Raw genomic sequence first — 13,750 nt, forward strand, 5'->3', positions numbered from 1 at the left:
ATGGAGTGCTCAAACCGCCCTCAAGCAGCCTCGCGCCGCGCGCAAGGCGTTAGGGCTTCTTAGACCGTCAAAGTGCGATAGCCGCTCGACGGGGTGATGACGCCGGTCTCGTCCAGCAGCTGGGCGATCTGCACGGCGTTCAGGGCCGCGCCCTTGCGCAGGTTGTCGGACACCACCCAGAACGACAGGCCGTGCTCGACGGTCGGGTCCTTGCGGATGCGCGACACATAGACGGCGTGCTCGCCCGCCGCGTCGACCGGGGTGATGTAGCCGTCGTGTTCCTGCTTATCGATGACCTGGACGCCGGGCGCCTCGCGCAGGATTTCGCGCGCCTCGTCCGGCGCGATCGGACGGTCGAACTCGACCGTCACCGCTTCGGAGTGCCCGACGAAGACCGGCACGCGCACGCAGGTGACGGTCAGCTTGATCGAGGGATCGAGCATCTTGTGCGTCTCCTCCCACATCTTGGCCTCTTCGTCGGTATAGCCGTCGTCGCGGAACGAGCCGATGTAGGGGATGACGTTGAAGGCGATCTGCTTGGGGAACTTCTTGGGCGTGGCGTCGCCCAGGCCGTAGATGGCCTTGGTCTGGTTCCACAGCTCGTCCATGCCTTCCTTACCGGCGCCCGACACGGACTGGTAGGTCGAGACGACGACGCGCTTGATCTTGGCCGCGTCGTGCAGCGGCTTGAGCGCCACCACCAGTTGGGCGGTCGAGCAGTTGGGGTTGGCGACGATGTTCTTCTTGCGCGCCAGCTTGGCGTCGTCCGGGTTCACTTCCGGCACGATCAGCGGCACGTCCGGGTCCTGGCGGAAGGCCGAGGAGTTGTCGATGACGATGGGGCCGGCCTTGCCGATCTTCTCGGACCACTCGCGCGACACCGCGCCGCCGGCGCTCATCAGCACCAGGTCGACGCTGGAGAAGTCGAACTGTTCGATGTCCTCGCACTTGATGGTGCGATCGCCGAAGGAGACCTCGACGCCCTTGGATTTTCGGGAGGCGATCGCGTGCATTTTCTCGACGGGAAAGTTCAGTTCTTCGAGAATGGCCAGAATTTCCCGGCCGACATTGCCGGTGGCGCCTACGACGGCGACGCGATAGCCCATGATGAAATCATCCTTTGTACGGGGGCGTTTGGGAGAAACGCTTCTGCATTTGGGTCCTTCGCAGCCGTGAAGCAACCGGAATCCTCCAAATCGACGCCGGAAACGGCGACCGCCTTTCCCCGGCCCTGTCGGGGGGCTATCTGCTGGGCATGACCTCCCGCATCCGCAACGCCTACGACATCCGCGTGGAAGAAGGCGTGATCACGCCCGAGCCGGCCCAGGCCGCCCTGATCGGCGCGCTTGAACGGCTGGAGACCGACCTGTCGAAGAAGGGGCTGTTCGGCGCCCAGCCGGCCGTGCGCGGCATCTACATCTGGGGCCCGCCCGGACGCGGCAAGTCCATGCTGATGGACCTCTTCTATTCCTCGACGCCCGAGCAGAAGAAGGTGCGGGCCCACTTCCACGCCTTCATGGCGCGCATCCACGACCTGGTGAAACAGTGGCGCGACGGCACGGCGCGCAGCCGCAAGGAGGTGTTTGGGACCAGCCGGGGCGACGACCCCATTCCGCCGATCGCCGCCCTGATCGCCTCCGAGGCGCGGCTGCTGTGCTTCGACGAGTTGCAGGTCACGGACATCGCCGACGCCATGATCCTGGGCCGTCTGTTCGAGGCCCTGTTCGAGAAGAAGGTGGTGCTGGCCGTCACCTCGAACCGCGCGCCCGAAGACCTCTACAAGAACGGCATCAACCGCCAGCTCTTCCTGCCCTTCATCGACATCCTCCGTCAGCGCTGCGACGTGGTCGAGACGGCCGGCGCCCGCGACTTCCGCCTGGACCGCATGAGCGGGGCCAAGGTCTGGTTCTCGCCGCTGGACGCCGAGGCGCGGCAGGGCTTCGAGACCCTGTGGTCGGACCTGAAGGGCGGCGAGACGGAGGAGCCCATCGCCCTGCCGGTGCTGGGCCGCGAGGTGAAGCTGGAGCGCACGGTCGGCGCCATGGCGCGCGCGACCTTTGACGAGCTATGCGGCCGCCCGCTGGGGCCGCAGGACTATCTGGCCGTCGCCCGGCGCTTCCACACCCTGTTCCTGGCTGACGTGCCCCTGCTCAGCCCGGCCAACCACCACGAGGCGCGCCGTCTGGTGACGTTGGTGGACGCGCTGTACGAGGCCAAGACCCGGCTTGTGGTTCTGGCCCAGGCCGCGCCGGAGGCCCTCTATGTCGAAGGCGTCGGCGCCTTCGAGTTCGAACGCACGGTGTCGCGCTTCAACGAGATGCAGAGCGAGGACTGGCTGGAGCAGCGCGAAGAGGCTGAGGCTGCCTGAGCCTCCACCTTCCGCTCATCCCGGCGTCCGCCGGGATGAGCGGTTTCTAGGGATCACGCACGAAAAAGGGCCGCACTCGAAAATGCGGCCCTTTCCAATTTAGACGCCTAAGCGCTCAAGCAGCGAGCCGCCGCGCGACTCGCGTTAGCGCCCTCAAGCCAAGGAAGGCTCGATGTCCTTACAGGCCTGGATCAGGCCCTGGACCGAGGCGACCGACTTGGCGAACATCGCCTTTTCGTCGTCGTTGGTGGTGAACTCGACGATCTTCTCGACGCCGTTCGCGCCGATCATCGCCGGGACGCCGACGTAGAGGTCCGACAGGCCGTATTCCCCGCTGAGCCACACGGCGCACGGCAGGACGCGCTTCTGGTCCAGCAGGTAGGACTTGGCCATGGCAATCGCGCTCTCGGCCGGGGCGTAGAAGGCCGAGCCGGTCTTCAGCAGGGCGACGATCTCGCCGCCGCCCTTGCGCGTGCGCTCGACGATGGCGTCCAGGTCGGCCTGGCTCAGGAAGCCGGCGGCGACGGCGTCGGGCAGCGGCAGGCCGCCCACGGTCGAGTGGCGCACCATCGGCACCATGTCGTCGCCGTGACCGCCCAGGGTCCAGGCGTGGATGTCCTGCACCGACACGCCGGTCTTTTCAGCCAGGAAGTAGGCGAAACGCGCCGAGTCCAGCACGCCGGCCATGCCGATGACCTTCTCCTTGGGCAGGCCCGAGAACTTCTGCAGGGCCCAGACCATGGCGTCGAGCGGGTTGGTGATGCAGATGACGAAGGCGTTGGGCGCGTGCTGCTTGATGCCCTCGCCGACGGCCTTCATCACTTTCAGATTGATGCCGATCAGATCGTCGCGGCTCATGCCCGGCTTGCGCGGCACGCCGGCGGTGACGATGCAGACGTCGGCGCCCGCGATGTCGGCGTAGTCGTTGGCGCCCTTCAGGGCCACGTCCTGACCGAAGACGGCCGAGGCTTCAGCGATGTCGAGGGCTTTGCCTTGCGGCGTGCCTTCGGCGATGTCGAACAGGATGACGTCGCCCAGCGCTTCGCGCGCGGCCACATGGGCCAGGGTTCCGCCGATCATTCCGGCGCCGATGAGGGCGATCTTCGCGCGAGCCATTCAGGTCTCTCCAGTCGATATTGCGTGTGCGAAACGGTAGTCGCTGGAACGGCGGTCTAGACCTGTCGGCGGGTCGCGGCAAGCGTTCGGGGATACGGCTTTCGTCGTTGCGCCCCCCGCCGGCGGCTGTCACGGTTCCACATGATCTCGCCTTTAGACTTCCGCGCCGATCCCGCCTTTGAGGCGGCCTCCGTCTTCGCCGCCGACTGGCCGCTGTGCCAGATCCGCTTTCAGGACGACGCCCGTTTCCCGTGGTTGATCCTGCTGCCCCGCGTGGCCGGGGCGGTGGAATTTGAGGATCTGTCGCCGGACCAGCGCGCCCTGCTCACCGAAGAAATCGTGCGGGCCGGGGCCTTGGTGCGCGAACTGGGCGCTCTGCGCGATCAACCGGCGGACAAGCTGAACGTCGCCGCCCTGGGCAATGTCACCGCCCAGCTTCACATTCACGTGGTCGGGCGTCGCCGGGACGATCCGCTGTGGCCTGACCCGGTCTGGGGGCGGCCGGGGGCGGTTCCGTGCACGACGGCGACGCGCCAAACGGCGCTGTCGCATATCGCAGCCTTTTGATTGGCGTTCGCAGGCAGAACTTGACGGGAATCGGCCCGCTTCGTTGACACCCCCCCGTCCGCGTCACTAAAGCCTGTTGCACTGCAATCCGGCCCTGAAATTCCTCGGGTTTTTTGAGAATCATTCGCATGTCGAACACTCCCCCGGCTGCGGGCGAAACTGGCGACCGGACGGGCCGCTACGTCCGTCACCCCAACGGGCACGTCGCACCGATGTCGCCCTTCACCGATATCTGGCGCTGGCACATGACCATGGTCGCGTCGATCCTGTTCCGCGTCACCATCGGCGCGGCCAGCGTGGGCGCGGTCCTGCTGCTGGTCTGGGTCGCCGCCGCCGCCTCGGGGCCGGACGCCTTCGCCTCGGTCGCCGCCGTCTCGGGCTCGCCGTTCGGCCTGTTCATCTGGTTCGGCCTGACGTGGGTGCTGTTCTCCTTCCTGCTGAACGGCGCCCGCCACCTGATCAACGACGCGGGTCGCGGCCTGACCATCAAGTCGGCCAACCTGCTGGCTCAGATCGCCGTCTGGGGCCCGATCGTCCTGGCCGTCCTGTTCTGGGTCGTGCTGTTCGCTGCTGGAAAGGTTTCGCTGTGAGCGCCGCCCCCAAGTTCAAGAACAATGTGAAAATCTCCGAACGCCACGGCGCGTCGGAATGGAAAGTCGAGAAGCTGGCGCTGCTGGCCCTGATGCCGCTGGGCCTGTGGGTCCTGTCGTCGGGCTTCACCCTGGCCGGCGCCGATTACGGCGCGGTCGTCGCCTGGTTCGACAGCACGCTGAACGCCGGGCTTGCGGCCGTGACGGCGGCGGTCTTCTGCCTGTTCGCCAGCCTGGCCTGGAAGGTGATCATCGAGGACTACGTCCCCGCCGGTTCCCGCTCCGGCCTGATCCTGGTTTCGAACCTGGTCTTCCTCGTGCTGGCGGCCGCCAGCATCTTCTTCATCGTGCGTCTGGCGCTGGGCTCGGCCCCGCTGCCGGCCGGAGTCTGATCCGCCATGGCTGCTTACGAGCTTATTGATCACGAATACGACGTCGTCGTCGTCGGCGCCGGCGGCTCGGGCCTGCGCGCGGCCCTCGGCGCCGCCCAGCAGGGCCTGAAGGTCGCCTGCGTCACCAAGGTCTTCCCGACCCGCTCCCACACCGTGGCGGCGCAAGGCGGCATCTCCGCCTCGCTCGGCAACATGGGCGAGGACAGCTGGCAGTGGCACATGTACGACACCGTCAAGGGGTCGGACTGGCTGGGCGACCAGGACGCCATCGAATACCTGGTCCGCAACGCGCCCCAGGCCGTCTATGAGCTGGAACACTGGGGCGTGCCCTTCAGCCGCACCGACGAAGGCAAGATCTATCAGCGCGCCTTCGGCGGCATGACCCGCAACTTCGGCGAAGGCCCGGTGCAGCGCACCTGCGCCGCCGCCGACCGCACCGGCCACGCCATCCTGCACACCCTGTACGGCCAGTCGGTCCGCCGGGAAGTGAAGTTCTTCGTCGAATACTTCGCCCTGGACCTGATCATGCAAGACGGCGCCTGCACCGGCGTCACCGCGCTTCAGCTCGACACCGGCCAGCTGCACCAGTTCCGCGCCAAGATGGTGGTGCTGGCGACCGGCGGTTACGGCCGCGCCTATTTCTCGGCTACCTCGGCCCACACCTGCACCGGCGACGGCAACGCCATGGTGCTGCGCGCCGGTCTGCCGCTGCAGGACATGGAGTTCGTGCAGTTCCACCCGACCGGCATCTACGGCGCGGGCTGCCTGATCACCGAAGGCGCACGCGGCGAGGGCGGCTACCTGACCAACTCTGAAGGCGAGCGCTTCATGGAGCGCTATGCGCCGACCGTGAAGGATCTGGCCCCGCGCGACATGGTCAGTCGCTCCATGACCATCGAGATCCGCGAAGGCCGCGGCGTGGGCCCGAACAAGGACCACATCTTCCTGCACCTGGATCACCTTGATCCGGCCGTGCTGCACGCCCGCCTGCCGGGCATCTCGGAATCGGCCAAGATCTTCGCCGGCGTGGATGTGACCAAGGAGCCGATCCCGGTCATTCCGACCGTCCACTACAACATGGGCGGCATCCCGACGAACTATCACGGCGAGGTGCTGACGCTGCGCGACGGCAACCCCGACAGCGTGGTGCCGGGCCTGATGGCCGTGGGCGAGGCGGGCTGCGTCTCGGTGCACGGCGCCAACCGCCTGGGCTCCAACTCCCTGACCGACCTGGTGGTGTTCGGCCGCGCCGTCGGCCTGCGCTGCGGCGAGGTCGTGGACAAGAACTCGGCCGTGCCGTCGGCCTCCAAGGCCCAGACCGACCAGCACATCGCGCGCCTGGACCGCTTCCGCAACGCCTCGGGTTCGACCCCGACCGCTCACCTGCGTCTAGACATGCAGCGCGCCATGCAGGCCGACGCGGCCGTGTTCCGCACCGGCAAGACCCTTGAAGAAGGCGTGGCCAAGCTGCGCTCGATCGAGGCCGCCGGCGCCGACATCAAGACCACGGATCGCGGCCTGATCTGGAACACCGACCTAGTCGAGACGCTGGAATACGACAACCTGATCTCGCAGGCGCTGGTGACCATCGAAGGCGCGCTGAACCGCACTGAATCGCGCGGCGCCCACGCCCGCGAGGACTTCCCCGACCGCGACGACGAGAACTGGATGAAGCACACCCTGGCGTGGAAGCGTCCGGGCGAGGGCGTCCAGATCGATTATCGCCCGGTGCACAAATACACGATGACCGACGAGGTCTCTTACATCGAGCCCCGGGCTCGGGTGTACTAAGGAGGATTGCAGATGGTTCAGCTCAACCTCCCGCGGGGCTCCAAGCCCACAACCGGCAAGGTCCACAAGGCCCCGGCCGGCGCAAAGAACGTCAAGACCTACAAGGTCTATCGCTACGACCCGGAAACGGACGCCGATCCGCGCTGGGACGTCTATGAGGTCTCGGCCGATGATCACGGCCCGATGCTTCTGGACGCCCTGATCCACATCAAGAACGAGATCGACCCCACCCTGTCGTTCCGCCGTTCGTGCCGTGAAGGCATCTGCGGCTCGTGCTCGATGAATGTCGACGGCCGCAACGCCCTGGCCTGCACCAAGGGCTGGGCCGAGTGCTCGTCGCACAACATCACCATCGCCCCCCTGCCCCACCAGCCGGTGGTGAAGGACCTGGTGACGGACCTGTCGCTGTTCTACGCCCAGTACGACTCCATCCAGCCCTACCTGCAGTCCGACCTTCCGGACCCGGAGAAGGAGCGCCTGCAATCGCCGGAAGACCGCGAAAAGCTGGACGGCCTTTACGAGTGCATCCTGTGCGCCTGCTGCTCGACCTCGTGCCCGAGCTACTGGTGGAACCAGGAAGAGTATCTCGGCCCGGCGGCCCTGCTGCAGTCCTATCGCTGGATCGCCGACAGCCGCGATGACGCCACCCAGAAGCGCCTCGACGACCTCGAGGACCCCTTCAAGCTGTATCGCTGCCACACGATCATGAACTGCGCCCAGGTCTGCCCCAAGGGGCTGAACCCGGCCAAGGCGATCGCCGAGACCAAGAAGCTGATGGTCTCGCCGTCGCGCAAGAAGACCGCCGCCTGATCTTTTCCTCCCCACTTCGTGGGGAGGGGGACCACGTAGTGGTGGAGGGGCTTCGCGACGGCGGAAGCAGATCGCCCCTCCGTCACGTCGGCTGCGCCTCCGCGCCACCTCCCCACTTGCGTGGGGAGGAGAAGGCTTGCCAAGCCTGCATCCAGGGTTAAGACCGCTTCCATGCCCAAGATCACCTACATTGAACACGACGGGACCGAGCATACGGTCGAGGTCAAGAAGGGCCTGTCCGTCATGGAAGGCGCGATCCGCAACAATGTGCCGGGCATCGACGCCGATTGCGGCGGGGCCTGCGCCTGCGCCACCTGCCACGTCTACGTCGACCCCGACTTCGCCGCCGAGACGGGCCGTCCCTCGGCGATGGAGGAGTCCATGCTGGACTTCGCCGAGAACGTCGAGCCGAACAGCCGCCTGTCCTGCCAGATCCGCGTCACCGACGATCTGGACGGCCTGATCGTCCGCCTGCCGCAAAGCCAGCACTGACATGATCGACGCCCGGCTGCTGGACGCGGTCGGGTCTCTGGTCGCGGCCCACGCGCGGCCGGACCACATCCCCCTGATCGGCATCGCGGGGGCGCAGGGCTCCGGCAAGACGACCTTGGCGCGCGCGGCGGCGGAAGGCTTCGGCGCCGCCCATCTGTCGCTGGACGACGTCTATCTGACGAAAACGGAACGCCAGACCCTCGCTCGGGAGGTCCATCCCCTGTTCGCCGTGCGCGGCCCGCCAGGAACGCATGATCTGGCCTTGCTGGACGCCACGGCCGCCGCCCTGCGCGCCGCGAGGCCTGACAGCCGCACGCCCCTGCCCGCCTTCGACAAGCTGACGGACGACCGGGCGCCGGAAGCATCGTGGCCTGTGTTTGCGGGCCGGCCGTCGGCGGTGCTGATCGACGGCTGGTGTCTGGGCGCGACGCCGCAGGCTGAGACCGAGCTGGACCCGCCGATCAATGCTCTGGAAATCGAACGCGATGGCGACGGGACGTGGCGGCGCGCCGTCAACGCCGCCTTGGCCGGCCCCTACGCCGAAACCTTCGCCCGCTTCGACGCCATCCTGTTCCTGAAGGCGCCGTCGTTCGACGCCGTGCTCGACTGGCGCTGCGAACAGGAGGCGGGCCTGATGGGCCTGCCCCCCGCTGAGCTGCCGCCTGCGCGGCGCGCCGACCTGGCCGTCTTCATCCAGCATTTCGAGCGCATCACCCGCCACATGCTGGCGGGCGGGGTGCGGGCGGATGTGACGGTTGCGCTGGATAGGCAGCGTCGTCGCTTCTCCCCTTGAGGGAGAAGGCGGGCGCCGGAGGCGCTCGGATGAGGGGTGTCGGCGCCTAGACGAGCCGTTGAAGCCCGGCAAAAGACCAAACTTCCAGGCCGGGCGCTCACCCCCCTCATCCGTCAGGCTCCGCCTGCCACCTTCTCCCACAAGGGGAGAAGGAAAGAGTCAATCCGCCGGCATGCGGCCGTAGTTGACCGCCATGCGGCCGATCAGGCCCTTGACGATCAGGTCGACCGGCGAGCCTTCGCGATAGTCGCCCGCCGCGACGAAGTTGACACGGTCCTCCGAGATCAGGCGATGGATCTTGTCGTGGTCGCGCGGCGTGCTGTCGGGGTCATAGACGGCGATGGAGAAGCCGCCCTTGGTGTGCATCATCTTCATGGTCGGCACGTCGGTGTCGCCGTCGCCCAGGAAGATCATCCGGTCGAACGGAATGGGGCGCTCCTCGTCGGGGATGAAGCGGTTGATGCGCTCGTCGTCCCAGTGGTTGTGCACGCCCTTGTTGATGCGGAACAGATACTGGGTCTTGGTCGTGTAGTTGACGCCCACGGCGGGCCACACCGCCACGTCGTCCGCGTCATAGGCGTATTTCGAAGCGAACACGTGGGTGAAGGCCTCGGCGATGGGACAGCCCTCGATCATCTCGGTCAGGCCCGCCGAGATGATGTAGTGCTCGATCTCCAGCCCGTACTGGGCCCCGAAGGCGTTCATGCGGTCGAACCAGCTGCGGTCGCGCAGCCCTTCAAACAGCGCCACGTCCCGGCCATGGTCTCGCAGGGCCTGGCGCGTCACCGGCGTGCCCTGTTCGCGCGCCGTCTGCAGCATCATCTGCATATACATCAGAATGCCGTCGCCATCGGCGGCGATGGTCCGGGGACGGACGGTCTCGTTCCAGAACTGGGCCGGCGTCATTCCGATCGAAGGGATGAAGCTGACCTCCTGCATGTTCCCCCGGGCCAGCGTCCCGTCGAAATCATAGATGATGGCGGTCTTGAGCAGGGGGCGGGGCGTGTCGGCCATGGGTTTCCCAAGTGGCGAGTGGCGAGTGGCGAGTGGTTAGTGACAGGAAGGGGACGTGTCAAAAAGGCAGCCTGCAGCCATAGCGTCTCCGCTGTCCAAAACGGTGCCGCCACTCGTCACTCGTCACTGCTCAAGCAGCAGCTCCGGCGCCGCCGTCGGCGCCTCGGCCTCGATCGGCAGGTGCAGGATGAAGGCCGCGCCCTTGCCCGGTTCGGACTGGACCTCGGCCCAGCCGCCGTGCAGTTCGACCAGGGCCTTGACCAGAGCCAGGGCCACGCCCGGCCCGCCGCGCTCGCGCCGCACGAAGCGGTCGAAGACGTGCGCCTGCAGGTGATAGGGGATGCCCCGGCCGGTGTCCTCGACGCGGATGCGCACCTCGTTCGGCCCGGCCTCCGCGCTCAGGCTGACGGCGCCGCCTTCGGACACCGCCCGGCAGGCGTGCTCCAGCAGGTGATCGACCGCCTGGGCGATGCGGCGGGCGTCGGCGCGGATCGGCCGAAGCCCCGCCGGGCAGGCCAGATTCAGCGTCGCCCCGCGCCCCTCGACCTTGGGCCGGATCCGCTCGGCCGCCTCGTCCAGCAGGTCGCAGACCCGCACGTCGCCCAGCGTCAGCTCCATCTCGCCCGCGTCGATCTGGGCCATGTCCAGCACGTCGTCGATGGAGCGGGCCAGATGGCTGGCCGCCACGCGGATGGCCCCGGCGTGCTGGCGGCTGCGCTCGGGCAGGTCGCCCATCGCCTCCAGCAGTTCGGAATAGCCGACGATGGTCGTCAGCGGGGTGCGCAGCTCATAGGAAACGCTGCCCACGAACTCGCGTTTCAGCGCCTGGCTCTCGGCCAGAGCGGCTTCCTTGGCCGCCAGCGCCTGCTCCAGCCCGCGCCGGGCCGTCACGTCCGAGAAGGCGACCAGGGTCGCGCCGTCCGGCAGGGGACGGGTCTGCCAGGCGGCGCTGCGGCCGTCCTCGGTGCGCCCCTCGCCCGCGATCGGCACCCGGCTTTCGGGATCCGGGTCGGCGACCCGCGCCTTCAGCCCCAGCCACAGGGCCGCGTCGGGCAGGACCGGGCGGCACAGAGCGGCCACGGCGTCGAAGTCGCCTGCCTCGTTCAGCCGTTCGCCCGACACCCCCCAGAAGATCTCGAACGCCTCGTTGTGCAGCCGCAGCCGCCCGTCCGAACCGAACACGGCCACGGCGTCGTTCAGCTTGTCCAGCGTCGCGCGCTGGACCTGGATCTGGGCGTTGTAGCGGCTGCGCAGCTGCAGCTCGCCGGTGATGTCCGAAAAGATCAGCAGGATGCCGCCCAGCGGGTGCGGCTGGCGCACCACCCGCAGCGTCCGCCCGTCGGGCAGGGACCAGCTGTCGTCCGGCGAGGCCTGGGCGGCGCCGTAGAAATCCAGCTCATCCGCCTTCCAGCGGGCGTAGTCGACGACCTCGGGCAGCAGCCGCTTCTGGCGCAGCCGGTCCAGCAGCTCGGCGTGGGTCGGCCGCTCGTCCAGCCAGGCCGGATCGACCCCGAACAGCGACTGGAAGGCGGTGTTGTGAAAGGCCAGCCGCTTGGACGGGCCGAAGATGGCCACGGCGTCGGCCAGGTGGTTCAGCGTCTCGTCATGGGCCTCGACGTGGCGGCGCAGGGTGTCCCGCGTCTCCTCGGCCTCGGTCATCTCGATGGCGAAAGCGATCACGGCGCCGCGCCCGCCCGCCAGCGGCTCGGCCAGGATCTTCCACGCCCGGCGCCGTCCGCCCGCCGTGGTCCAGCGAAAGCCGTCCTGACGCGCGTTCAGGCGCAGGGCCTCGGCCACCACCCCGTCGGCGCCGCGGTCGAAACTGAGCCCCCGCTCGCGCGCCTCGGCCAGGGTCTCAGCCCCCGTCTCGGCCAGCCAGGCGCTGTTGGCCCAGACCAGCCGCCCGGCCCCGTCCACGACCCAGGTCGGCGCCGGAGACTGTTCGGCCAGAACCCCCGCCCCCACGGCGCCGTCCAGTCCGCCCTCGCCGCCGACCCCGGTCAGGCGCGACAGCCGCAGCCAGGCCGACCCCCCATGTGGCCGCCCCTCGACCGCCCAGGCGCCCTGCGGCGTCTCCATCAGGGTCTCGAACGCCTCCCCGGCCTGAACCAGCGCCTCCATGCGCCCGGTGTGCAGACCGGTCAGGACCTCGACCACGCCTTGCGCCGCCGCCAGCCCCTCAAGGCCGGGCGCCAGCGCCGACAGGGCCTCGGCCGAACCGAACACCGCCTGCGCCTCGCCCTTCGGGCTCAGGGCCAGCCGCACGTCGTCGAACGCCGTCAGGGCCCCTTCGCTGGCCGCCGCCGAGGCCTGGGCGCCGCCCAGCCAGCGCTCGATCTCGACCTCGCGCGCGCCCAGCCGCGCGCGCAACCGCCAGGTCCAGGCGCTGATCGCCAGCGCCAGACCGGCCGCCCCTGCGGTGGCTGCATAAGCGATGTCGGCCTCGGCCATAGGTCCCCGGATGATGCGTCGCTGCGGCGGCCGCCGAGCGTCAGCGCGCCGACCGATTCGCGTTTACCATAACCCGATTGCGCGATTTGCGATGCGGCGTCGCCGCCGATTGCGGGACCGGCCGCGCCGGGCGATATCCTTAGCCATGAGCCAGACCTGGACCGATCAGACCGCCCCCTCCCTGGACGACTTCGCCCGCCTGGCGGAAGAGGCCTTCGCCGCCCTGCCCGACCTGTTCCGCCAGGCGGCCGGGGACGTCGTCATCCGCATCGACGACTTCGCCGACGAAGAAACCCTGCGCGACCTGGAGATCGAGGACCCGTTCGAACTGACCGGCCTTTATTCCGGCGTCCACATCGGTGAGCGGGACAGCATGGGCCCGGCGCCCGAGCCGTCGCGCGTCTTCCTGTATCGCCGGCCGATCCTCGATGAATGGTGCGAACGCGGCGACGTCGGCCTGGCCGAGATCATCGCCCATGTCCTGATCCACGAGATCGGCCACCACCTGGGCCTGGACGATGATCAGATCCACGCCATCGAAGATGATGATGACTGAGGCGGGGGCGGGACCGCTGATGCAGAGCGGCGGCTGAGCTAGGCGCGGCGGGCTTCGAAGGTGATGACGTCGTCATCGCGACGGGGCGGCCGTCCATGCTCGTAACCGCCCGAGATGATAATGCCGACGAACCCCGTCGCAGCCAAAGCCAGCCGCATTTCCTCGACGCCCCACCAGCGCAGGCCGAACAGCTCCAGCTCCGACGCAGTCAGACGACCATCCGACCATTGATCATAGCGCAGATGCGAGACGACCGTCTGGTTCAGCAGATCGGAATCGACGCGCTCTTCGGTCAGGGTCAAAACGTCGCCGTTCCTGTCGGTCCACCGCCGGGTCGACCCCGGCGGCGCCAGGACGGCGCTGACCGGATCAAGGTCGAGGATCAGACGCCCGCCCGGCGCCAGATGATCGTGAAGACGCTTCAGCACCGCCAGACCTTCCTGCGCCGTGGCGATCAGCTGGAACGATCCGGCAGGCAGGATGGCGGCGCCGAACCGCGTCGCATAGGCGAAGTCGTCAAAACGGGCGACGGACAGGTCCGCCTTCAGGCCGCGTCTGGCGCACGCCGCCCGGCACAGCTCCAGCATGGCTTCGGAAGCGTCAAAGCCGACGACGTCCAACCCGGCTTCCAGCAGGGGAACCAGCACGCGGCCCGCCCCGACGGCGGGCTCCAGCACGGGTCCCTCGCATCCTTTCAGCTGCGCGGCGTAGAACTCCACATCGCCGAAAGATCGGCCGACCGGCTTGTCCAGTTCATAGACCCGGGCGGCCAGACCGGCGTAGCGATTGCTCAGGACGTCCGCCATCGAC

Annotated in this window: 14 protein-coding genes; 9 read left to right on the forward strand and 5 right to left on the reverse strand. The window is 68.1% G+C overall.

The features are described from left to right. Window positions 1–59 precede the first annotated feature (59 nt). Window positions 60–1,106 carry an aspartate-semialdehyde dehydrogenase gene (locus tag DA69_RS11875; protein ID WP_025976505.1) on the reverse strand — a complete coding sequence of 349 codons (1,047 nt, stop codon included), beginning with the start codon at window positions 1,104–1,106 and terminating at the stop codon, window positions 60–62. Between the two features lie 149 nt (window positions 1,107–1,255). On the opposite strand from DA69_RS11875, the gene zapE reads away from it, so the two are divergent. Further along, the gene (gene zapE / locus DA69_RS11880) at window positions 1,256–2,368 is read left to right on the forward strand and encodes a cell division protein ZapE (protein WP_025976504.1); all 1,113 of its coding nucleotides are present in this window, start codon (window positions 1,256–1,258) and stop codon (window positions 2,366–2,368) included. A 153-nt stretch (window positions 2,369–2,521) separates the two neighbouring features. Here the strand turns inward: zapE and mdh are convergent, their stop codons facing one another. Further along, window positions 2,522–3,484, reverse strand: a complete 963-nt coding sequence (gene mdh / locus DA69_RS11885; protein WP_025976503.1) for a malate dehydrogenase — start codon at window positions 3,482–3,484, stop codon at window positions 2,522–2,524. A gap of 141 nt (window positions 3,485–3,625) precedes the next feature. Between mdh and DA69_RS11890 the strand changes: the two genes are divergently transcribed. From DA69_RS11890 to DA69_RS11920, 7 genes are all read left to right on the forward strand, one after another. Then, window positions 3,626–4,051, forward strand: coding sequence for an HIT domain-containing protein (locus tag DA69_RS11890; RefSeq protein WP_025976502.1), 426 nt, complete (start codon window positions 3,626–3,628; stop codon window positions 4,049–4,051). A 128-nt stretch (window positions 4,052–4,179) separates the two neighbouring features. Continuing rightward, window positions 4,180–4,641, forward strand: coding sequence for a succinate dehydrogenase, cytochrome b556 subunit (gene sdhC, locus DA69_RS11895; RefSeq protein ID WP_235599158.1), 462 nt, complete (start codon window positions 4,180–4,182; stop codon window positions 4,639–4,641). Further along, window positions 4,638–5,033: a succinate dehydrogenase, hydrophobic membrane anchor protein gene (locus tag DA69_RS11900; RefSeq protein WP_025976500.1), complete on the forward strand. Its 396-nt coding sequence runs from the start codon at window positions 4,638–4,640 to the stop codon at window positions 5,031–5,033. The genes sdhC and DA69_RS11900 overlap by 4 nt, the downstream gene beginning before the upstream one ends. Window positions 5,034–5,039: 6 nt before the next feature. After that, on the forward strand, window positions 5,040–6,824 hold the full coding sequence (sdhA, locus tag DA69_RS11905) for a succinate dehydrogenase flavoprotein subunit (RefSeq protein WP_025976499.1): 1,785 nt from the start codon (window positions 5,040–5,042) through the stop codon (window positions 6,822–6,824). Window positions 6,825–6,836: 12 nt separating this feature from the next. Further along, window positions 6,837–7,634, forward strand: coding sequence for a succinate dehydrogenase iron-sulfur subunit (locus DA69_RS11910; RefSeq protein WP_024354433.1), 798 nt, complete (start codon window positions 6,837–6,839; stop codon window positions 7,632–7,634). A gap of 171 nt (window positions 7,635–7,805) precedes the next feature. Beyond that, on the forward strand, window positions 7,806–8,126 hold the full coding sequence (locus DA69_RS11915) for a 2Fe-2S iron-sulfur cluster-binding protein (RefSeq protein WP_024354432.1): 321 nt from the start codon (window positions 7,806–7,808) through the stop codon (window positions 8,124–8,126). Between the two features lies 1 nt (window position 8,127). After that, complete coding sequence (locus DA69_RS11920; RefSeq protein ID WP_029972343.1) at window positions 8,128–8,919, forward strand: kinase; 792 nt, start codon at window positions 8,128–8,130, stop codon at window positions 8,917–8,919. A 159-nt stretch (window positions 8,920–9,078) separates the two neighbouring features. On the opposite strand, the gene DA69_RS11925 is transcribed toward DA69_RS11920, so the two are convergent. Both DA69_RS11925 and DA69_RS11930 read right to left on the reverse strand, forming a co-directional pair. Next, the gene (locus tag DA69_RS11925; protein WP_025976497.1) at window positions 9,079–9,933 is read right to left on the reverse strand and encodes an HAD family hydrolase; all 855 of its coding nucleotides are present in this window, start codon (window positions 9,931–9,933) and stop codon (window positions 9,079–9,081) included. A 123-nt stretch (window positions 9,934–10,056) separates the two neighbouring features. Beyond that, window positions 10,057–12,384 (reverse strand): PAS domain-containing sensor histidine kinase, encoded by a 2,328-nt coding sequence (locus tag DA69_RS11930; RefSeq protein WP_025976496.1) that lies wholly within the window; start codon window positions 12,382–12,384, stop codon window positions 10,057–10,059. Between the two features lie 145 nt (window positions 12,385–12,529). On the opposite strand from DA69_RS11930, the gene DA69_RS11935 reads away from it, so the two are divergent. Beyond that, window positions 12,530–12,940 (forward strand): metallopeptidase family protein, encoded by a 411-nt coding sequence (locus DA69_RS11935; protein WP_025976495.1) that lies wholly within the window; start codon window positions 12,530–12,532, stop codon window positions 12,938–12,940. A 38-nt stretch (window positions 12,941–12,978) separates the two neighbouring features. Here DA69_RS11935 and DA69_RS11940 read toward each other — a convergent pair whose 3' ends face one another. Further along, entirely contained in the window at window positions 12,979–13,746 is a 768-nt protein-coding gene (locus DA69_RS11940; RefSeq protein ID WP_029972341.1) for a class I SAM-dependent methyltransferase, read from the reverse strand. Between the last annotated feature and the right edge of the window lie 4 nt (window positions 13,747–13,750).

The sequence above is a fragment of the Brevundimonas naejangsanensis genome, assembly GCF_000635915.2.
Taxonomy (GTDB): domain Bacteria; phylum Pseudomonadota; class Alphaproteobacteria; order Caulobacterales; family Caulobacteraceae; genus Brevundimonas; species Brevundimonas sanguinis.